Source organism: Pseudomonas sp. GD03903 (assembly GCF_029840045.1).
GTDB lineage: Bacteria > Pseudomonadota > Gammaproteobacteria > Pseudomonadales > Pseudomonadaceae > Pseudomonas > Pseudomonas pseudonitroreducens.
In genome coordinates, this window is record NZ_JAOCBT010000001.1 from 38,978 (window position 1) to 57,965 (window position 18,988).

Below are 18,988 nucleotides of genomic sequence, written 5' to 3' on the forward strand. Positions count from 1 at the left end.
TGAGTTCTCAGTGTTGATTGATGCGTTCGGCGATGAAGGCGATCAGCTGGCGGGCGATCTTGCCCTTGCTGGTCTGGGCGAACGCAGTCTTGTGCAATTCGCGGTCGATGACCGTGATGGCGTTCTCTTCACTATTGAAGCCGATTGACGGATTTGCCACGTCATTGGCAACGATCAGATCGAGATTCTTGTCCTTGAGCTTGCGCGAGGCGTACTCGAGCAGGTTCTCGGTCTCCGCGGCGAAGCCGACGCTGAAGGGGCGGTCCTCGCGCAGCGAGAGGGTGGCGAGAATGTCGGGATTGCGCACCAGCTGCAAGAGCAGACCGTCACCCTTGGTGGGATCTTTCTTGAGTTTCTGCGTTGCGACCAGCTCCGGGCGGTAGTCGGCCACGGCGGCAGAGGCAATCAGGATGTCCGCCGGCATCGCCGCTTCGCAGGCGGCGAGCATGTCGCGGGCGCTGACCACGTCGACGCGGCTCACCCGGTCCGGAGTCGGCAGGTGCACCGGACCGGTGACCAGGGTCACGCGGGCGCCTGCTTCGGCGGCCGCCTCGGCCAGGGCGAAGCCCATCTTCCCCGAGCTGTGATTGGTGATATAGCGCACCGGGTCGATATTTTCCTGGGTCGGCCCTGCGGTAATCAGGATGTGCTGGCCGGTCAGGGCTTTGAACTCGAAACAGTCGGCGGCCAGCTGCGCCAGCTCCTCGGCTTCGAGCATGCGGCCCGGGCCGACGTCGCCGCAGGCCTGGCTGCCGGCGGCGGGGCCGAAGAAGTGCAGGCCGCGGCTGCGCAGCAGCTCGGCGTTGACCTGGGTGGCCGGGTCACGCCACATGGCCTGGTTCATCGCCGGGGCGAGGGCAACCTGCGCGTCGGTGGCCAGCACCAGGGTCGTCAGCAGGTCGTTGGCCACGCCCTGGGCCAGGCGCGCCATGAGGTCGGCCGTAGCGGGGGCGATCAGTACCAGGTCGGCCCAGCGGGCCAGCTCGATGTGTCCCATGGCCGCTTCGGCGGCGGGGTCGAGCAGGTCCAGGTGTACCGGATGGCCGGACAGTGCCTGGAGGGTGAGCGGGGTGATGAACTCGCGGCCGCCCTGGGTCATCACGACACGCACCTCGGCGCCCTGGTCGCGCAACCGGCGGACCAGTTCGGCGCTCTTGTAGGCGGCGATACCGCCGCCGACGCCCAGAACGATGCGTTTACGATAGAGCCGCTGCATAGGCCAGCCTTAAATACGGAAATGGATGACGCGCGCTGAAGCCGACGACGCCTCCCCAGGCCTCCGGCTGCGCGCAGCGAGGGGGCTAAGATAGCACAGCGCCCGCATGGGAACAGCGGGTGGCCTGACTGGGAGGTCCCTTGAGTATTCGTGACTGGCCTGCGGCAGAGCGTCCGCGGGAGAAGCTCCTTGAGCGAGGCGCGGCGAGCCTGAGCGACGCCGAATTACTCGCTATTTTCCTGCGCACCGGCGTGGTCGGCTGCAGTGCTGTCGACCTGGCACGCCGCCTGCTCAGCGAGTTCGGCAGCCTGCGCGCCTTGCTGGAGGCCGACCTGGAATCGTTCTGCAGCCACCTGGGGCTGGGCGTCGCCAAGTTCGTGCAGTTGCAGGCTGTGCTGGAAATCGCCCGGCGCCACCTCGCCGAACAGCTCAGTCGCGACTCGGCGCTGGAGAGCCCGCAGGCCGTGCGTGATTTCCTCAAGGCGCGGCTGCGTCACGAACTCCACGAGGTGTTTGCCTGCCTGTTCATGGATAACCGCCACCGGGTGCTGGCCTTCGAGGTGCTGTTCCACGGCTCCATCGACAGTGCCAGCGTCTACCCACGGCAGATCGTCAAGCGCGCCCTGGCGCACAACGCCGCTGCACTGATCCTGGCGCACAACCATCCTTCCGGCGTCTGCGAGCCCAGCCAGTCCGACCACTTGCTGACCCGGCGTATCGTCGAGGCGCTGGCGCTGATCGACGTGCGCGTGCTGGATCACTTCATCGTCGGTGACGGCGAGCCGCAGTCAATGGCCGAGCTTGGCATGCTCTAGCGCGTTATAGCTGGACCTTCGAGAAATCCTGGCGACCGAACGGACTCACTACGTAGCCCTTCACGTTCTGGCGGGTGAGCGCCGAGGCCGTCGGGTGTGCCAGCGGCAGCCACAGCGCCTGGTCGTGGATGATCTGCTGGGCCTGGTGGTACAGCGCGCTGCGTTTGCTCTGGTCGGCGACCGCCTTGCCCTGGCTGATCAGGCCGTCGAGCTTCTCGTCGCAATAACGGGCGAAATTGAGGCCGGACTTCACGCTGGCGCAGGAGAATTGCGGGGTGAGGAAGTTGTCCGGATCGCCGTTGTCGCCAGCCCAGCCCATGAACAGCAGGTCATGCTCGCCGGCCTTGGCACGGCGGATCAGCTCGCCCCACTCGATCACGCGGATCTCGGCCTGGATGCCGATCTGCGCCAGGTCCGCCTGTAGCAATTGCGCGCCGGTGCTCGGGTTGGGGTTGAGCAGGCTCCCGGACGGCCGGGTCCAGATGGTGGTCTTGAAACCGTCCTTGTGCCCGGCTTCGGCCAGCAGCGCACGGGCCTTGTCGAGATCGCGCGGATAGCCGGGGATGTCCTTGGCGTAGCTCCAGGTGTTGGGCGGATAGATGCCGTCGGCGGCGGTGGCGCTGCCGGCGAACACGCTCTTCAGGTAGCTGGCCTTGTCGAAGGCGAGGTTGATCGCCTGGCGCACCTTGGGGTTGTCCAGCGGCGGGTGCTGGCTGTTGATGCCGACGAAGGCGGTCATGAAGGCCGGGGTCTGTTCGACCTTGAGCTCGGCGCTTTGCTGTGCCGCCTCGACGTCCAGCGGCTTGGGTGACAGGGCGATCTGGCACTCGCCGCGCTTGAGCTTCTGCAAGCGCACGCTGGCATCCGGGGTGATGGCGAACACCAGGTTATCCACCGCCGGCTTGCCGCCAAAGTACTCGGCGTTGGCGCTGTAGCGCACCACGGCGTCCTTCTGGAAGCGCTTGAAGATGAAGGGGCCGGTGCCGATTGGCTGGGCGTTGAGCTTCTCCGGGGTGCCGGCCTGCATCAGCTGGTCGGCGTACTCGGCGGAATAAATGGAGGCGAAGCCCATGCTGAGCATTGCCAGGAAGGTGGCGTCCGGGTGGTTGAGGGTGAAACGCACATGGCGCTCATCGACCCTCTCCACGGCCTTGACCAGGCTCGGCAGCTGCATCGACTGGGCGTGGGGGAAGCCGCTTTGCACCACCTTGTGCCAGGGCTGGGTGGCGTCGAGCATGCGCTGGAAACTGAACACCACGTCGTCGGCGCTCAGCGTGCGGCTCGGCTTGAAGTAGTCGGTGCGATGGAAGGCTACGCCGTCGCGCAGCTGGAAGTCGTAAGTCAGGCCATCGTCGGACACTTTCCAGCTTTCGGCCAGGCTCGGTACCACCGCGCCGCTGGCGGCGTCGAAGTCCACCAGGCGGTTCATCAGCACATCGGCCGAGGCGTTGGTGGTGGTTAGCGAGTTGTACTGGACCACGTCGAAACCTTCGGGGCTGGCTTCGGTGCACACGCTCAGCGAGGCGGCACTGGCGAGGGCAGGAGAAAGAAGGAGGGCGAGAAGGGCGAGACGCATGACGGACTCCGTGTAAGCTGGCAAGATGCCCATCCGCGTGGTTGGGCGGGCCATGCAAGGCTGTTGGCAGCCTCGAAGCAGCTACCCTAGACCAAGCAGCAGCCCGTCACAACGACGACAAGCGACGAACGGCACCGGCGCCGCGCCCCACGGGGGCTGGCGTCGGCTTTTCCGAGTCATGCTTTCCCTTGCAGCTGGAAGTGACTTTCTGATATAAAGCTGCGCTCTTTTCTGGGGCCCTGCCTGATCCCGCGACTCGATCAAGGCGAAGCGGCAGTTAAGACCCCGGTGAAACTGAGAATCCTATTGAGTTAAGCAGCCAACCCATGCCGGGTTTGGCATGTGGTTTACAGAGGGCTGAGCCATGTCGAGAGTTTGCCAAGTGACCGGTAAGGGTCCGGTTACCGGGAACAACATTTCCCACGCACACAACAAAACCCGCCGCCGTTTCCTGCCGAACCTGCAGCACCACCGTTTCTGGGTTGAATCCGAGAAGCGCTTCGTGCGTCTGCGCGTTTCCGCCAAAGGCATGCGTATCATCGACAAGCGTGGTATCGAGGCCGTTCTGAACGACCTGCGCGCCCGCGGCGAAAAATTCTAAGGAGCTGCAGTCATGCGCGAACTGATCCGTTTGGTGTCCAGCGCCGGTACCGGCCACTTCTACACCACCGACAAGAACAAGCGTACCAAGCCTGAGAAAATCGAGATCAAGAAGTACGATCCGGTTGTTCGCAAGCACGTGATCTACAAGGAAGCCAAGATCAAGTAATTGATCTTCGCCCTTGTGAAGAAACCCGCCCTTCGTGGCGGGTTTTTTCTTGCCTGTGATTTTCCTTTGCGAAGATCGCGGACGAAAAAAAGCCCGCCGATCGGCGGGCTTTTTCATGTTCGGTGGATCAGGCCTTCTGCTCGAAGATCACGTAGACCTTGCGGCACGGCTCCAGTACTTCCCAGGTGCCGCTGAAGCCGGCCGGGATGACGAAGCGGTCGCCGACGCGCACGGTCTTGGCGCCGCCATTGGCGTCACGGATCACCGACACGCCCTGGAGGATCTCGCAGTACTCGTGCTCGGTGTAGCTGACGTTCCAGTGGCCCGGCTCGCCTTCCCAGATGCCCACGTTGAACTGGCCGCAGTCGCTGGCGTAGTGGTTGCGCACGTTCTGCGCCGGGTCGCCCTTGATGATGCGGTCCGGAGCGGGGCGGTAGTGTTCGGGGGCGGTGGTGGCCTGGGCGAAATCGACGATCTGCTCGACGTTCATGGCGGTCTCGGTTCTTTAGAGTTGTTGGCGAGAGTGCGTGCGGGCACGCGCAGCGCTGTTGGATATTTACTCCGAAGCGGCTGTCGGAAAACCATCAGCCGACGAATCTGGGCAGTCTATGTTTAATAAAACGAACGTGACAAGGCCATTTGGCCGCTTAGTGTAAAAAATATTGAAAATTGGCTGCCTCCGGTTTAGGGTTGCCAACAGCATGCGTTTGCTCCGCCTTGCGGAATATTTGACAGCGCGCCCACGCCGGGCGCCTGCACCTGAATAAGTACATTAATAAGAGGACACGTTGTCATGGGTACCCTCACTCGCGCCGATTGGGAAGCTCGCGCCAAGGACCTGAAGATCGAAGGCCGCGCCTTCGTCAACGGTGAATACGTCGACGCCGCATCCGGCGCCACCTTCGATTGCATCAGCCCTGTGGATGGCCGCTTCCTGGCCAAGGTCGCCAGCTGCGACCTGGCCGATGCCGAAAGTGCCGTGCAGGTCGCCCGTGCTGCCTTCGATTCCGGCGTGTGGTCGCGCCTGGCCCCGGCCAAGCGCAAGAAGGTCATGATCCGCTTCTCCGAGCTGCTGCTGGAGAACGCCGAGGAGCTGGCTCTGCTGGAAACCCTCGACATGGGCAAGCCGATCAGCGACTCGCTGAGCATCGACGTGTCCAGCGCCGCCAACAGCCTGCGCTGGAGCGGTGAAGCGATCGACAAGATCTACGACGAAGTCGCCGCCACCGCCCACAACGAACTGGGCCTGGTCACCCGCGAGCCGGTCGGCGTCGTCGCCGCCATCGTGCCGTGGAACTTCCCGCTGCTGATGACCTGCTGGAAGCTCGGCCCGGCGCTGACCACCGGTAACTCGGTGATCCTCAAGCCTTCCGAGAAGTCCCCGCTGACCGGCATCCGCATCGCCCAGCTGGCCATCGAGGCCGGTATCCCGAAAGGCGTGTTCAACGTCCTGCCGGGCTTCGGCCACACCGTGGGCAAGGCCCTGGCCCTGCACATGGACGTCGACACCCTGGTGTTCACCGGTTCGACCAAGATCGCCAAACAGCTGATGATCTACGCGGGCGAATCCAACATGAAGCGCGTCTGGCTGGAAGCCGGCGGCAAGAGCCCGAACATCGTCTTCGCTGACGCGCCGGACCTGAAAGCCGCCGCCGAAGCCGCGGCCAGCGCCATCGCCTTCAACCAGGGCGAAGTCTGCACCGCCGGCTCGCGCCTGCTGGTGGAAAAGTCGATCAAGGCCGAGTTCGTGCCGATGGTCGTCGAAGCCATCAAGGCCTGGAAACCGGGCAACCCGCTGGACCCGGAAACCAACGTCGGCGCGCTGGTCGACACCACCCAGATGAACAACGTGCTGAGCTACATCCAGGCTGGCCACGACGACGGCGCCAAGCTGGTGGCCGGCGGCAAGCGCACCCTGGAAGAGACCGGTGGCACCTACGTCGAGCCGACCATCTTCGACGGCGTGACCAACGCCATGCGCATCGCCCGTGAAGAGATCTTCGGCCCGGTGCTGTCGGTCATCGAGTTCACCGATGCCGAAGAAGCCGTGCGCATCGCCAACGACACTCCGTACGGCCTGGCCGCGGCGGTATGGACCAGCGACCTGTCCAAGGCCCACCTGACCGCCAAGGCGCTGCGCGCCGGCAGCGTGTGGGTGAACCAGTACGACGGCGGCGACATGACCGCTCCGTTCGGTGGCTTCAAGCAGTCCGGCAACGGCCGCGACAAGTCGCTGCACGCCTTTGATAAATACACCGAGCTGAAAGCCACCTGGATCAAACTCTGATCCTCGGCTGAAGCAGGTCGGCCCCGATCCTGGGGCCGGTTCTGACAAAGAGCCACACCCGCGGCCGGGTTTCCCTCAGGGAAGCCCGGCCGCTGTGCATTGCGCATCGGGCACCCTCGCGCCCGGCGTGCGCTCCGGATGGAACGGGAGAAAGACAATGCGTTGGGGTCCTTATTTTGCTGTGTGTGCTGCCGTCATCAGCATCGGTCTGGCCCTGGGCCTGACCATGCCGCTGGTTTCTCTGCGTCTGGAGGGCTGGGGTTACGGCAACTTCGCCATCGGCGTCATGGCGTCCACGCCGGCGGTGGGTGTGCTGCTGGGCGCGATGATCGCCGGCCGCCTCGCCGCACGGGTCGGCACACCGCTGCTGATGCGCATCTGCCTGATTTCCGGGGCCTTCTCGGTGGGCCTGCTGGCGCTGCTGCAGAGCTATCCGGTCTGGCTGATCCTGCGCCTGCTGATCGGTGTACAGCTGACCGTGGTGTTCATCCTCGGGGAGAGCTGGATCAACCAGTTGGCCATCGAGAAATGGCGCGGCCGCCTGGTCGCCCTGTACGGCACCGGCTATGCGCTGAGCCAGCTGTCCGGCCCGGTGCTGCTGACCTTCATCGGTACCGCCGACGACCGTGGTTTCTGGTTCAGCGTCTGCCTGCTGGTGGGCGGTTCCCTGCTGCTGCTCGGCCGCACCGGCGCGCCCAAGGTTGACCCGCACAGTGCCAACGGCCGCGGCTTGTTCGCCTTCTGCGGCCAACTACCGGCGATTGCCTGGGCGGTGGTGCTGTTCGCGGGCTTCGAGGCGATGATCCTCACTCTGCTGCCGGTCTACGGTATCCAGCAGGGCTTCACTCAGGCGGTGGCGCTGGCGATGGTCAGCACGGTGGTGGTGGGCGATGCGCTGCTGCAACTGCCCATCGGCTGGCTGGCCGACCGCATCTCCCGGCAGACGCTGTTCAAGGGTTGCGGCATCGTGCTGTTGCTCAGCAGTCTGGGCATGCCGCTGCTGTTGCACCACAGCGCCATCTGGCCAGTGCTGGTGCTGTTCGGCGCCAGTGCGGGCGGGCTGTTCACCCTGTCGCTGATCCTGATCGGCGAGCGCTATCGCGACGACGCGCTGGTCCGCGCCAATGCGCATATCGCCCAGCTCTGGGGGATCGGTTGCCTGATCGGTCCGCTGGCCACCGGCGCGGCCAGCCAGTGGATCAGTGGCCATGCATTGCCATTGGTGATGGCGCTGGGCGCCGCCGGCTTCGTGGTGCTGGTGTCGTACCGCGGCCTGCCGCCGGTGATGCAGACGACTGACGCCGAGCTGCAGCAGGAGCGCTCCTAGAGCATCTTCTCCAGCCCGATGGCGCCGGCGATCCACGCGTTGAGCCGGCGCCAGGCGTTGCCCGGCTCACGCTCCAGCGCCACCAGCTTGCCGCCGCGCTCTTCGATCCAGACCAGCCTGGGCGGGTCGCTGTTCGGCGCGATCTTCACCTGGTAGCTGACACTGGGCGACATGCTCGCCAACGCCAGGCGGCGCACCTGGTCGGCCAGTTCCGGGCTGTCGACGATGATGCCGACCTCGGTGTTCCACAGCACTGAGCGCGGGTCGAAGTTCAGCGAGCCGACGAACACCTTCTGCTGGTCGAACACCGCCGCCTTGCTGTGCAGGCTGGCGCTGCTCGACCCGCGTACCATCCACGGCGCGCCGGACAGGCGCTGGTCCGGGTCGGCGCGCAGTTCGTAGAGTTTCACCCCGTGCTCCAGCAGCTCGAGCCGGTACGGCGCGTAGCCGGCGTGCACGGCCGGCACGTCGGTGGCTTCCAGCGAGTTGGTCAGCAGGCGCACGCTGACGCCCTGATCCGCCCGCTGGGTCAGGTAGTCGACCCCGGTGCTGGTCGGTACGAAGTAGGCCGAGACCAGGATCAGCTCTTTCGAAACTTCGTCGAACAACGGCTGCAGCTGGGTGCTGAGCAGTTGCTCGCCCTGCGGGTCGCCCTGGTCCAGCACCTTGAGCGGCGTGTCCCACACGGCCTTGCCTGGCGCCCAGACCAGGTCGTCCAGCCAGTTCTGCAGATGCGGGCGGTCGCTGTTGCGATTAAGCCGGGCGATATAGCTGGAGCTCTTCACCCGCTCCTTCGCCAGGTAGTGGTCCAGCTGGCGGCGCATGCCGTTGAGCTCGTCGAGGTCCGGTTCGCCCCACAGGTAGTCCTCGATGGGCCGGCTGATGCGGCTGTTCCAGTACTGGTCGAAACTCTGCCCCAGCGACTGCGCCACCGGGCCCACGCCCATCAGGTCGAGGTCGCTGAAGTTCATCTCGGCCTTGGCATCGAAGTACTCGTCGCCCAGGTTGCGGCCGCCGACGATGGCCACGCTATTGTCCGCCAGCAGCAGTTTGTTGTGCATCCGCCGGTGCTGCTCGGAAAGGTTGAACAGGCGCCCCAGGTTGCGCGTGATGCCGGTGCTGCGGCCCAGGTGCAGCGGATTGAACAGGCGCACCTGGATATTCGGGTGGGCGGCGAGGGTGCCCAGTTCGTAGTCCCAGCCATCGCTGCTGGTGTCGTCGATCAGGATGCGCACGCGCACGCCGCGATCCGCCGCGTGCAGCAGCTCGCGGATCAGCGCGCGGGTGGTGAGGCCGTCGTGGACGATGTAGTACTGGACGTCGAGGCTGCGCTGGGCCTTGCGGATCAGCTCGGCGCGGGCGAGGAAGGCGTCGACGCTGGAGGCCAGCAGGTGGAAGCCGGACTGGCCGGGATGGGCGGCGGCGCGCTCGCTGATCTCATTGTCCAGCCGCGTGCCCTGCACCGGCAGCACGTGCGATGGCTCAGGCGGCGGCGCGCTGGCGCAGCCACCCAGGGCCAGCAGGATCAGCAGGAACAGGCGTGGAAACAAAGGGACTCTCCGACAAGCCCGCCGGTGACGGGCTGCGGAAGATTCTAGCCGCTGGATCGCGGTGGCGGTCAGCCGCCGAGGGTTTCCTTGAAGCGGTACCAGGCCATGCCCAGGGCCAGCAGCGGCGAGCGCAGCAGCTTGCCGCCGGGGAAGGTGATGTGCGGCACCTTGGCGAACAGCTCGAAGCCGCTGCCTTGCTGGCCGGTGATGGCTTCGGCGAGCAGCTTGCCGGCCAGGTGGGTGGCGTTCACGCCGTGCCCGGCGTAGGCCTGGGCGAAGTAGACGTTGTTCTGCCCGGGCAGGCGGCCGATCTGCGGCAGGCGGTTGGCGCCGATACCGATCATGCCGCCCCATTGGTAGTCGATGCGCAGGTTTTCCAGGTGCGGGAATACCTTGAGCATCTTCGGCCGCATGTAGGCGGCGATATCCGCCGGGTCGCGGCCGGAGTAATGGCAGGCGCCGCCGAACAGCAGGCGGTTGTCGGCGGAAAGGCGGTAATAGTCCAGCGCCACGCGCTGGTCGCATACCGCCATGTTCTGCGGCAGCAGGGCGCGGGCCTGCTCGGCGGACAGTGGCTCGGTGGCGATCACGTAGCTGCCGGCGGGCAGCACCTTGCCGTCGAGGTAGTTATTCAGGCCGTTCTGGTAGGCGTTGCAGGCGATCACCAGGGACTTGGCGCGCACGCTGCCCTGGGCGGTACGCACGCGCACTTCGCTGCCATAGTCGATGCCGGTGACGGCGGAGTTCTCGAGCAGCTTCACGCCCAGGCTCTGCGCCGCGGCGGCTTCACCGAGGGCAAGGTTGAGTGGGTGCAGGTGGCCCGAACCCATGTCCACCATGCCGCCGACGTAAAGGTCGGAGCCGACGATCGAGCGCATGTCCTCTTTCGCGACCATACGCAGTTCGTGGCGGTAGCCGAGGCTTTTCAGTTCGTCGAAGTCTTCCTGGAAGCCCTCGACGTCGGAAGGCTTGTTGGCCAGGTCGCAATAGCCCCAGGTCAGGTCGCAGTCGATGGCGTACTGCTCGACGCGGCGGCGGACGATCTCCACCGCCTCCAGGCCCATCAGCTTCATGGCGTGGACACCGTCCGTACCGATCACCGGTTCGAACTGCTCCAGGCCATGGCCGACACCCCGGATCAATTGGCCGCCATTGCGACCGCTGGCGCCCCAGCCGATCTGGTGGGCTTCCAGCAGGATCACCGAGAGCCCGCGCTCGGCCAGTTCAATGGCCGTGTTCAGCCCGGAAAAGCCGCCGCCAATGATGCACACGTCGGCCCGTTCCTCACCGGCCAGGGGCGGTACTTCGAGGCGGCGATTGACGCTCGCGGCGTAGTAGGACGGGGCGTGGCGATCGGTGTGCACCGGCTGGTGAACGCGGGCGTTCATGTGCGATATCCTGATTTTTGTGTTGTTAAAATTTTACGCAGGATAAACGCCGACTTCCCGCCCAGCCAATAGCCCGGCCGCAAAAAGCGCCGGGAAGTCGTAAATAAATCTGCTCAGCTTGCTGCGAACGGCGGGAATCAGTCCGGGATGGGCAGGGTGAGGCTTTCCTTCACCTCTTCCATCACGATGTAGCTCTTGGATTCGCGCACATGGGGCAGCTTGAGCAGGATGTCGCCCAGCAGCTTGCGGTAGGAGGCCATCTCCGAGATGCGCGCCTTCACCAGGTAGTCGAAGTGGCCGGACACCAGGTGGCATTCCAGCACGTGGGGCAGCTTGAGCACCGAGCGGCGGAAGTCCTCGAAGGTATCGCCGGACTTGTAGTCCAGGCTGATCTCGACGAACACCAGCAGGCTGGCCTTGAGGTACTGTGGGTTCAGCCGGGCGTTGTAGCCCATGATGATTCCCTCGCGCTCCAGTCGCCGCACGCGCTCGGTGCATGGCGTGGTGGAAAGGCCGACGCGCTCGCCCAGTTCGGTGAAGGAGATGCGGCCTTCCTCCTGCAGGATGCGCAGGATGTTGCGGTCGATCTTGTCCAGTTCGCGGCGGCTTTGGTGCTGGGTTCGCATGGGAGGGACTCTGAAGTCGAGCGGTGAGCTTTGGGGGAATGTCGGCAATATAGTCGGTTGTGCAGGGAATATCACTGGCATCCCTTGAACTTCCCGTGGCGGACGGCCAGCCTGTAGGCCAGTGTTCCGCCTTTCCCGGCTGGATTCGCCTGTTTTTTCCGGAGTTTTCGCATGTCGCTTCCCCGCCTGCGCACCGTCTTCCTGCTGCTGTTGCTGCTCCTGGCATTGGCGGTCGGCGCGGCGTGGCTGGCGGTACCGCGCCTGCTGGCGGGTGCCGGGGTGAGCGTCGAGCAGTGGCAGGGGCTGGGTGTCACCGGGCAGGGGCTGACGGTGGCGCGGATCGCCGTTCAACGGCAGACGCTGGATGGCTTGCGTTTGGCGATCCAGCTGGAGGACCTGCGCGTCGGCTGGCCTGAGCACGCCGATGGCCGCTGGCGGCTGAAGGAGCTGGCCGCTGCCAGCATCGACGTGCGCCAGTGGCCGGGGCAGGGCATGGCGGAAGCCGACGCCGCGCTGCCGGACCTTGCGCAGCTCAACCGCTGGCTGGCGCTACTGCCGGGGCGACTGTCGCTGCAGCGCGTCTCCCTCGAACTACCGTGCGCCCGCGAACAGCGATGCACCCTCAACGGCAGTGCGCACTGGCAGCAGGTCCAGGGTGGCGCCGCGGCGCTGGGCGGTGAGCTTCGCCAGGGTGGCCAGCAACTGGCGTTCAACGGCCTGCTGCAACCGGGCGATGGGCAATGGCGCCTGCAACTGAACAGCTATCTCGACAACGAACAACTGCTCACCCTGGACTCCAGCTGGGCGCCAGGCAGCCGCCAGCTCAGTGGCAGCATCGCCAGCCCGGCGGTGCCGCCGGTACAGGCCGTGCGCAACTGGCTGGGCATGTGGTTGCCGACGCCGAACCTGCGGCTGCCGATCCCCGAAGCGGGTCGCCTGCGCCTGAGCTGGGATACACGACTCGCCGGCGATGCCGCCTGGCCGGATTGGCCCGGTCTGCGCGATGGGCACGGCAATCTCGATCTTTCCCTGCAGCTGCCGCAACCCTGGCCGTTGCCGGGCCTGGGCAATCTGCAGGGAGACCTGCGGTTGATCGCCAGTACCACGGATGCCGGTTGGCGGCCTTCGGTGGTCAGCGGTGACCTGCGCTTGTCCGACCTCTACGGCGACTGGCTGCAGGCCCTGCCTGTCGGCCTGCGGCCGGCGCGCCTGACGCTGCATCTGGAACCCGGCGTGGACGATGAAGCCGGCAGCGTTCGCGCCGAATTGCACGCGGTGGGCGCGGCCGATCTGCGCCTGCGCTCCCGCGTGGCACTGCTGGAGGCAACCCCGCTGGCGCTGCAACTGATGGAATCGCGGCTGGAGGGCAAGGTTCCGCATCTGGAACTGGCCGGCCTGCGCGGCGACAACAGTCGTCTCGACCTGAGCTTCGAGGGCCGCGTCGACCAGCAGTCCGCCCACGTTGCCTTTGCCGATGGTGCGCAGCTCCAGGTAACGACCCTGACCGCTCCGCAGTCGCTCAAGGCGAGCAAGCTCAGCGCCGTTCTCGGCAAAGGCACGTTCGACCTCGGCTATGCCACCGACACGCCGTTTACCCTGCAACTCGATGCGCCGCTGAAACTGGCCGTGGGCGAACTCCGCCAGCCCCACGTCAAAGCGCTTTCCTGGAATGCCCTGGGGACGCTGGCGGCGCGCCTCGACAGCCAGCAGTTCAAGGGCCGCCTGCTGAACAGCGGCGGACTGAACGCCGAAGTCGATCTGAACAACTCGGCCAGGCAGGGCGTTGCCCTGGCAGCGCGCCAGCCGGAGTTCTTCCTGCGCAGCGGCAATCCGCTGGAGAAATCCCTCGGCGACTGGCCGGCCCTGCTCAGCCTGAACAACGGCAAGGCCAGCTTCGACCTGAACTGGCGACTGCCCCCGGGCAGCGCGCCGCAGAGCCTCGACCTGAACCTGCGTGGGCAAGGTCTGGAGGGCGTGTACGACCGCAGTGAGGTCCACGGCCTCGACTTGCAGGCGAAGTTCGCCCTCAATGGCTCGCAGATGGAGCTACAACTGCCACAGGTGAAAGTCGCCTCGCTCAACCCTGGCGTCACGCTCGGGCCGCTGTCTCTGCAAGGCAACTACAAGGGCTCGCTGGACGCGCCGCTGGCCGGGCGGGTCGCCTGGCAGCAGGCGGAGCTGGGGCTGTTCAACGGCCGCGCCTGGCTGCCGGGTGGTGCCATGGACCTTTCCGCTCGCGGGCAAGGTCTGACCTTGAAATTGGAGGGGCTGGCGCTGGAGGCGATCCTGGCGGCCTATCCGGCGGAAGGGCTGTCCGGCAACGGCCTCATCGACGGCAACCTGCCGCTGGCGCTGCACGACGGCAAGCTGGTCATCCAGGGCGGGGAAGTTGCCGCGCGGCAGCCGGGCGTCCTGCAGTTCCGTTCGGAGAAGATCCGCTCGCTGGGCCAGAGCAACCCGGCCATGCAACTGGTGGCGACCGCCATCGACGATTTCCGTTACGACAAGCTCAGCAGCCGCGTGGATTATGATGAATCCGGCAAGCTGCTCCTCGCCCTGAGCCTGAGCGGGCGCAATCCCGCACTGGAGCAGGGCCGGCCGATCAACCTCAACGTCAACCTGGAGGAGAACGTGCCCAAACTGCTCACCAGCCTGCAACTGAGCGACAGGGTCAGCGACACCATTCGCCAGCGCGTGCAGGAACGCCTGCGCAACGACCCGGCCGCTGCGCCATGACTGCAAGGAGACCCCCGATGCGCCTTCGCGCCGCTTTACCCTTCCTGCTCCTGGCAGGCGTCGTCCAGGGCTGCACGCCCACCGTGCAACTGGCCGCGCCCAAGGAGCCGATCAACATCAACCTCAACGTGAAGATCGAGCACGAGATCTATATCAAGGTCGACAAGGCGCTCGACGGCATCATCAACGAGAACAGCGGCCTGTTCTGAGAAGGAGTCTTTGCATGAGATTGCACCGCAAACTGGGCGTCGCGCTGGTCGCCCTCTGCCTGAGCCTGCCGGTCATGGCGATGAGCCTGGAGCAGGCAATGTCCGCCCTGGGCGGCGCCAAATCCCAGGGGCTGGTCGGTGAACAGACCGACGGCTACCTGGGCGTCGTGAAGAATGGCGGTGACGCCGCCGATATCGCCGCGCAGATCAACGCTGCGCGACGCGCCGAGTACCAGAAGGTTGCCGGCCAGAGCGGCGCCAAGCTGGCTGATGTGGAAGCGCTGGCTGGCAAGAAGGCCATCGAGCGTACGCCCTCGGGGCAGTACGTGCAGGTCAACGGCCAATGGGTGCGCAAGTAAGCGCGCCAAGGGGAATTCCCTGCTCGCCGCCGCTTCTGGCGGCGAGTTCGGTGGCTGGCCGCGGAAGCAGGTAATTCCCGTCGGGGAATGGTCCGGCGCGAGAAGTTCTGGCCAATCCCATTGCGTTCGCTATTTCCTCTTGATCTGGTGAAATTTTCACCAGATCCTCGACCATTCGGTCTCGGGTGAAAACGCCCTAATCCTGGTGGATGTCCCTCCGTGAAAGCGACTTTTGCCAGGAATTTTCGTCAAATACCGTATCGCAATCAGTGAATATCGCTGAGCCTGACTTCCTATACTGCGCGCATCTACGTTCAGAATAAGAAACGTCCGCGCCCCTGGCGCGACGTAGGAGGCAAAGATGCGCGTTCTGGTGCTTGGCAGCGGTGTGATCGGTACCGCCAGTGCTTACTATCTCGCCCGTGCCGGCTTCGAAGTGGTCGTCGTCGACCGCCAGCCCGGCCCGGCCCTGGAAACCAGCTTCGCCAACGCCGGCCAGGTGTCGCCTGGCTACGCCTCGCCCTGGGCTGCCCCGGGCATCCCCCTGAAAGCCATGAAGTGGCTGCTGCAGACCCACGCGCCGCTGGCCATCAAGCTGACCGGCGACCCCAGCCAGTACAGCTGGATGTGGCAGATGCTGCGCAACTGCAACGCCAAGAGCTACGCGGTGAACAAGGAGCGCATGGTGCGCCTGTCCGAGTACAGCCGCGACTGCCTCGACGAGCTGCGTGCCGAGACTGGCATCACCTACGAAGGCCGCTCCCTGGGCACCACCCAGCTGTTCCGCACCCAGGCGCAGCTGGATTCCGCCGCGAAGGACATCGCCGTCCTGGAAAGCACCGGTGTTCCTTATGAAGTGCTGGACCGCGCCGGCATTGCCCGCGTCGAGCCGGCCCTGGCCAAGGTGGCTGACAAGCTGGTGGGCGCCCTGCGCCTGCCCAACGACCAGACCGGCGACTGCCAGATGTTCACCACCAAGCTGGCCGAGATGGCCAAGGCCCTGGGCGTGGAGTTCCGCTTCGGCCAGGACATCCAGCGCCTGGACTTCGCCGGCGACCGCATCAACGGCGTCTGGGTCGATGGCCAGCTGGTCACCGCCGACCGCTACGTGCTGGCGCTGGGCAGCTACTCGCCGCAGATGCTCAAGCCGCTGGGCATCGACGCTCCGGTCTACCCGCTCAAGGGCTACTCACTGACCGTGCCGATCACCAACCCGGACATGGCGCCGACCTCGACCATCCTTGACGAGACCTACAAGGTCGCGATCACCCGCTTCGACCAGCGCATCCGCGTCGGTGGCATGGCGGAAATCGCCGGCTTCGACCTGTCGCTGAACCCGCGTCGCCGCGCCACCCTGGAAATGATCACCACCGACCTCTACCCGGAAGGCGGCGACGTCAGCCAGGCAGAGTTCTGGACCGGCCTGCGCCCGGCCACCCCGGACGGCACCCCGATCGTTGGCGCCACCCGCTACCGCAACCTGTTCCTCAACACCGGCCACGGCACCCTGGGCTGGACCATGGCGTGCGGCTCGGGCCGCTACCTCGCCGACCTGATGGCCAAGAAGCGCCCGCAGATCAGCACCGAAGGCCTGGATATCTCCCGCTACAGCTCTACCTCGGAGGCCCAGAATGGCCATCCAGCGCCTGCACACTAACCAGCGGATGAGCCAGGTCGTCGTCCACAACGGCACGGTGTACCTTGCCGGCCAGGTGGCGGGCGACCTCAGCGCCGGCGTCGAGCAGCAGACCCGAGAAGTCCTCGCCAGCGTCGAGCGCCTGCTCGACGAGGCGGGCACCGACAAATCGCGTGTGCTCTCGGCAACCATCTACCTGAAGGACGTCGCCGCCGACTTCGCCGGCATGAACGGCGTCTGGGACCAGTGGGTCCCCCAGGGCTGCGCCCCGGCGCGCGCCACCGTCCAGGCGGCGCTGTGCTACCCGGAGATCCTCGTCGAGATTTCCATCGTCGCCGCACTGCCCTGATCGTTTTTGCGTGGCCCGGCCGGAGCGCCGGGTTTTTTTCGTCTGCTGATTGCGTTCCACCCACCATAAGAGAGCCTCGCCATGCGTCCCGCCCGTGCCCTGATCGACCTCGCCGCCCTGCGCCACAACTACCGCCTGGCCCGTGAAGTCACCGGCGCGCGAGCGCTGGCAGTGGTCAAGGCCGACGCCTACGGCCATGGCGCAGTGGTTTGCGCCAGGGCACTGGAAGGCGAGGCCGACGGTTTTGCCGTGGCGTGCATCGAGGAGGCGCTGGAGCTGCGCGAAGCCGGCATCCGTGCGCCAATCCTGCTGCTCGAAGGCTTCTTCGAAGCCAGCGAGCTGGAACTGATCGACGCCCATGACTTCTGGTGCGTGGTGCACTCGGCCTGGCAACTGGAAGCCATCGAGCGTGCTCGTCCGAGCAAACCGCTGACCGTCTGGCTGAAGATGGACTCGGGCATGCACCGCGTCGGCTTCTTCCCGCAGGACTATGCCGCCGCTCTGGCGCGCCTGAAGGCGCTGCCCCACGTGGCCAAGGTCGTGCTGATGAGCCACTTCTCCCGTGCCGATGAGCTGGACTGCCCGCGCACCGAAGAGCAGGTTGCCGCTTTCCAGGCGGTGCGCGAAGCCGCAGGTCAGGGGCATGAGATCAGTCTGCGCAATTCTCCCGGCATCCTCGGCTGGTCCGAGGTGCCCAGCGACTGGGTGCGCCCCGGCATCATGCTCTACGGCGCCACTCCGTTCGAACAGGCGCATGCGCTGGCGGACCAACTGCGCCCGGTGATGACCCTGGAATCCCAGGTCATCAGCATTCGCGAACTGCCGGCCGGCGAGCCGGTGGGCTACGGCGCACGCTTCATCGCCGAGCGCCCGGTACGCGTCGGCGTGGTCGCCATGGGCTACGCCGATGGCTATCCGCGCCACGCGCCGGACGGCACGCCGGTGTTCATCGACGGCAAGCCCAGCCGCATCATCGGCCGCGTGTCCATGGACATGCTCACCGTGGACCTGACCGACCTGCCGCAGGCCGGCCTGGGCAGTCGCGTCGAACTCTGGGGGCCGAACGTCCCCGCCAGCCAACTGGCTTCCCTGTGCGGCAGCATTCCCTACCAGCTGTTCTGCAACCTCAAGCGCGTCCCGCGGGTCTATAGCGGCGAGTGACGGATACCGCCCGTAAAGTTTGCGCAGGATCGTCGGGCGATCTGTTGTAAATACTGAACGGTGTTGCCATGATACGTGGCACTTGGAACCCGCTCGGCTCAAGCCGCTGCGGGTTCTGCCTTTCAGAGCCTGTTTTTGATCTCGCGAGCTGGAGCGGAACAAGGCGAAAGCGGTTGAGGCAGCGGAATTTACTTCAGTAGATGAGCATCCCGAAGACGCTTTCAACGCAGTGATGCCGACGCACAGCAGATCAAAGACAGGTTCTTGAGCCTGCCTGATACAAAAATAAGGAGGACCCCACCCTTGGACGTCGGTGCTCGTCTGCAAGCCATTCGTAAGCTCAAAGGTTTGTCCCAGCGCGAACTCGCCAAACGGGCGGGTGTGACCAACAGCACAATCTCGATGATCGAGAAGAACAGTGTGAGCCCCTCCATCAGCTCCCTGAAGAAAGTGCTCGGTGGTATTCCGATGTCTCTTGTGGAGTTCTTCTCCCTCGACCTTGAGCAGAGCAGCAACACCCCGGTGGTGTACAAGGCAGACGAACTCAGCGACCTGTCCAGCGGCTCGATCATCATGAAGCTGATCGGCAAGGACTACCCCAGTCGCGCCATCACCCTGCTCGACGAGACCTATCCGCCGGGTTCCGATACTGGCGACGACATGTATGCCCACGAAGGCGAAGAGACCGGCGTGCTGGTCGAGGGTCGCCTGGAGCTGACCGTTGGTGACGAGACCTTCGTTCTCGAATGTGGCGATAGCTACTATTTCGACAGCACCAAGCCGCACCGCTTCCGTAATCCGTTCGAAACCCCGGCACGACTGATCAGCGCGACCACACCGGCAAATTTTTGAACAGCCGGTAGGACCGGCCAGATCAGCTGCGACCTAATGCCGCAAAGCCCGGCAAGGTGGCGCAATTGTTTCGAGCTTCGGAGCTTTGCCGTTATACTTGCGCCCGCTCGCGCGGCCCGAGACTGTGACTGC

Annotated in this window: 18 protein-coding genes; 12 read left to right on the forward strand and 6 right to left on the reverse strand. The window is 65.3% G+C overall.

Features of this window, described 5'->3' with window-relative positions; translation table 11 throughout:
* Nucleotides 1–7: 7 nt before the first annotated feature.
* Nucleotides 8–1,216: a bifunctional phosphopantothenoylcysteine decarboxylase/phosphopantothenate--cysteine ligase CoaBC gene (gene coaBC, locus N5C91_RS00205; protein ID WP_233297565.1), complete on the reverse strand. Its 1,209-nt coding sequence runs from the start codon at nucleotides 1,214–1,216 to the stop codon at nucleotides 8–10.
* A 140-nt stretch (nucleotides 1,217–1,356) separates the two neighbouring features.
* Between coaBC and radC the strand changes: the two genes are divergently transcribed.
* Nucleotides 1,357–2,031: a DNA repair protein RadC gene (gene radC / locus N5C91_RS00210; RefSeq protein ID WP_236225400.1), complete on the forward strand. Its 675-nt coding sequence runs from the start codon at nucleotides 1,357–1,359 to the stop codon at nucleotides 2,029–2,031.
* A 4-nt stretch (nucleotides 2,032–2,035) separates the two neighbouring features.
* Here radC and N5C91_RS00215 read toward each other — a convergent pair whose 3' ends face one another.
* Nucleotides 2,036–3,607: an ABC transporter substrate-binding protein gene (locus tag N5C91_RS00215; protein WP_279826777.1), complete on the reverse strand. Its 1,572-nt coding sequence runs from the start codon at nucleotides 3,605–3,607 to the stop codon at nucleotides 2,036–2,038.
* Between the two features lie 364 nt (nucleotides 3,608–3,971).
* On the opposite strand from N5C91_RS00215, the gene rpmB reads away from it, so the two are divergent.
* A complete protein-coding gene (rpmB, locus tag N5C91_RS00220) occupies nucleotides 3,972–4,208 on the forward strand; it encodes a 50S ribosomal protein L28 (protein WP_009614118.1) in 237 nt (78 codons plus the stop codon).
* Nucleotides 4,209–4,220: 12 nt separating this feature from the next.
* Nucleotides 4,221–4,376: a 50S ribosomal protein L33 gene (gene rpmG, locus N5C91_RS00225; RefSeq protein WP_017520721.1), complete on the forward strand. Its 156-nt coding sequence runs from the start codon at nucleotides 4,221–4,223 to the stop codon at nucleotides 4,374–4,376.
* A gap of 127 nt (nucleotides 4,377–4,503) precedes the next feature.
* On the opposite strand, the gene N5C91_RS00230 is transcribed toward rpmG, so the two are convergent.
* Complete coding sequence (locus tag N5C91_RS00230; protein WP_024762072.1) at nucleotides 4,504–4,866, reverse strand: cupin domain-containing protein; 363 nt, start codon at nucleotides 4,864–4,866, stop codon at nucleotides 4,504–4,506.
* A 303-nt stretch (nucleotides 4,867–5,169) separates the two neighbouring features.
* On the opposite strand from N5C91_RS00230, the gene N5C91_RS00235 reads away from it, so the two are divergent.
* Nucleotides 5,170–6,663, forward strand: coding sequence for an aldehyde dehydrogenase (locus N5C91_RS00235; protein ID WP_024762073.1), 1,494 nt, complete (start codon nucleotides 5,170–5,172; stop codon nucleotides 6,661–6,663).
* A 157-nt stretch (nucleotides 6,664–6,820) separates the two neighbouring features.
* On the forward strand, nucleotides 6,821–7,990 hold the full coding sequence (locus N5C91_RS00240; RefSeq protein WP_279826784.1) for an MFS transporter: 1,170 nt from the start codon (nucleotides 6,821–6,823) through the stop codon (nucleotides 7,988–7,990).
* Here N5C91_RS00240 and N5C91_RS00245 read toward each other — a convergent pair.
* The 3 genes from N5C91_RS00245 to dadR form a co-directional block, all read right to left on the reverse strand.
* A complete protein-coding gene (locus N5C91_RS00245; RefSeq protein WP_279826787.1) occupies nucleotides 7,987–9,540 on the reverse strand; it encodes a phospholipase D family protein in 1,554 nt (517 codons plus the stop codon). The two genes, N5C91_RS00240 and N5C91_RS00245, sit on opposite strands and share 4 nt — an antisense overlap.
* 68 nt (nucleotides 9,541–9,608) lie before the next feature.
* Nucleotides 9,609–10,928 carry an FAD-binding oxidoreductase gene (locus N5C91_RS00250; RefSeq protein ID WP_279826789.1) on the reverse strand — a complete coding sequence of 440 codons (1,320 nt, stop codon included), beginning with the start codon at nucleotides 10,926–10,928 and terminating at the stop codon, nucleotides 9,609–9,611.
* A gap of 137 nt (nucleotides 10,929–11,065) precedes the next feature.
* A complete protein-coding gene (gene dadR, locus N5C91_RS00255) occupies nucleotides 11,066–11,554 on the reverse strand; it encodes a transcriptional regulator DadR (protein WP_015479539.1) in 489 nt (162 codons plus the stop codon).
* Between the two features lie 171 nt (nucleotides 11,555–11,725).
* On the opposite strand from dadR, the gene N5C91_RS00260 reads away from it, so the two are divergent.
* From N5C91_RS00260 to N5C91_RS00290, 7 genes are all read left to right on the forward strand, one after another.
* Nucleotides 11,726–14,290: a YdbH domain-containing protein gene (locus N5C91_RS00260; RefSeq protein WP_279826794.1), complete on the forward strand. Its 2,565-nt coding sequence runs from the start codon at nucleotides 11,726–11,728 to the stop codon at nucleotides 14,288–14,290.
* A 17-nt stretch (nucleotides 14,291–14,307) separates the two neighbouring features.
* A complete protein-coding gene (locus tag N5C91_RS00265; protein ID WP_236174274.1) occupies nucleotides 14,308–14,499 on the forward strand; it encodes a YnbE family lipoprotein in 192 nt (63 codons plus the stop codon).
* Between the two features lie 14 nt (nucleotides 14,500–14,513).
* Nucleotides 14,514–14,858: a YdbL family protein gene (locus N5C91_RS00270; protein WP_024762076.1), complete on the forward strand. Its 345-nt coding sequence runs from the start codon at nucleotides 14,514–14,516 to the stop codon at nucleotides 14,856–14,858.
* A gap of 361 nt (nucleotides 14,859–15,219) precedes the next feature.
* Nucleotides 15,220–16,515 carry a D-amino acid dehydrogenase gene (dadA, locus tag N5C91_RS00275; RefSeq protein ID WP_236174275.1) on the forward strand — a complete coding sequence of 432 codons (1,296 nt, stop codon included), beginning with the start codon at nucleotides 15,220–15,222 and terminating at the stop codon, nucleotides 16,513–16,515.
* Nucleotides 16,490–16,843 carry a RidA family protein gene (locus N5C91_RS00280; protein WP_236199250.1) on the forward strand — a complete coding sequence of 118 codons (354 nt, stop codon included), beginning with the start codon at nucleotides 16,490–16,492 and terminating at the stop codon, nucleotides 16,841–16,843. Before dadA ends, N5C91_RS00280 begins: the two co-directional genes overlap by 26 nt.
* An 81-nt stretch (nucleotides 16,844–16,924) precedes the next feature.
* Nucleotides 16,925–18,004 carry an alanine racemase gene (gene alr / locus N5C91_RS00285; RefSeq protein WP_279826806.1) on the forward strand — a complete coding sequence of 360 codons (1,080 nt, stop codon included), beginning with the start codon at nucleotides 16,925–16,927 and terminating at the stop codon, nucleotides 18,002–18,004.
* 303 nt (nucleotides 18,005–18,307) lie between these two features.
* Complete coding sequence (locus N5C91_RS00290; protein WP_037009703.1) at nucleotides 18,308–18,856, forward strand: cupin domain-containing protein; 549 nt, start codon at nucleotides 18,308–18,310, stop codon at nucleotides 18,854–18,856.
* Nucleotides 18,857–18,988 lie beyond the last annotated feature (132 nt).

Bases quoted from the DNA above. Each gene is read 5' to 3' on its own strand.
- coaBC (WP_233297565.1), bottom strand. From the start codon at position 1,216: ATGCAGCGGCTCTATCGTAAACGCATCGTTCTGGGCGTCGGCGGCGGT.
- N5C91_RS00215 (WP_279826777.1), bottom strand. From the start codon at position 3,607: ATGCGTCTCGCCCTTCTCGCCCTCCTTCTTTCTCCTGCCCTCGCCAGT.
- rpmB (WP_009614118.1), top strand. From the start codon at position 3,972: ATGTCGAGAGTTTGCCAAGTGACCGGTAAGGGTCCGGTTACCGGGAAC.
- rpmG (WP_017520721.1), top strand. From the start codon at position 4,221: ATGCGCGAACTGATCCGTTTGGTGTCCAGCGCCGGTACCGGCCACTTC.
- N5C91_RS00230 (WP_024762072.1), bottom strand. From the start codon at position 4,866: ATGAACGTCGAGCAGATCGTCGATTTCGCCCAGGCCACCACCGCCCCC.
- N5C91_RS00235 (WP_024762073.1), top strand. From the start codon at position 5,170: ATGGGTACCCTCACTCGCGCCGATTGGGAAGCTCGCGCCAAGGACCTG.
- N5C91_RS00240 (WP_279826784.1), top strand. From the start codon at position 6,821: ATGCGTTGGGGTCCTTATTTTGCTGTGTGTGCTGCCGTCATCAGCATC.
- N5C91_RS00250 (WP_279826789.1), bottom strand. From the start codon at position 10,928: ATGAACGCCCGCGTTCACCAGCCGGTGCACACCGATCGCCACGCCCCG.
- dadR (WP_015479539.1), bottom strand. From the start codon at position 11,554: ATGCGAACCCAGCACCAAAGCCGCCGCGAACTGGACAAGATCGACCGC.
- N5C91_RS00260 (WP_279826794.1), top strand. From the start codon at position 11,726: ATGTCGCTTCCCCGCCTGCGCACCGTCTTCCTGCTGCTGTTGCTGCTC.
- N5C91_RS00265 (WP_236174274.1), top strand. From the start codon at position 14,308: ATGCGCCTTCGCGCCGCTTTACCCTTCCTGCTCCTGGCAGGCGTCGTC.
- N5C91_RS00270 (WP_024762076.1), top strand. From the start codon at position 14,514: ATGAGATTGCACCGCAAACTGGGCGTCGCGCTGGTCGCCCTCTGCCTG.
- dadA (WP_236174275.1), top strand. From the start codon at position 15,220: ATGCGCGTTCTGGTGCTTGGCAGCGGTGTGATCGGTACCGCCAGTGCT.
- N5C91_RS00280 (WP_236199250.1), top strand. From the start codon at position 16,490: ATGGCCATCCAGCGCCTGCACACTAACCAGCGGATGAGCCAGGTCGTC.
- alr (WP_279826806.1), top strand. From the start codon at position 16,925: ATGCGTCCCGCCCGTGCCCTGATCGACCTCGCCGCCCTGCGCCACAAC.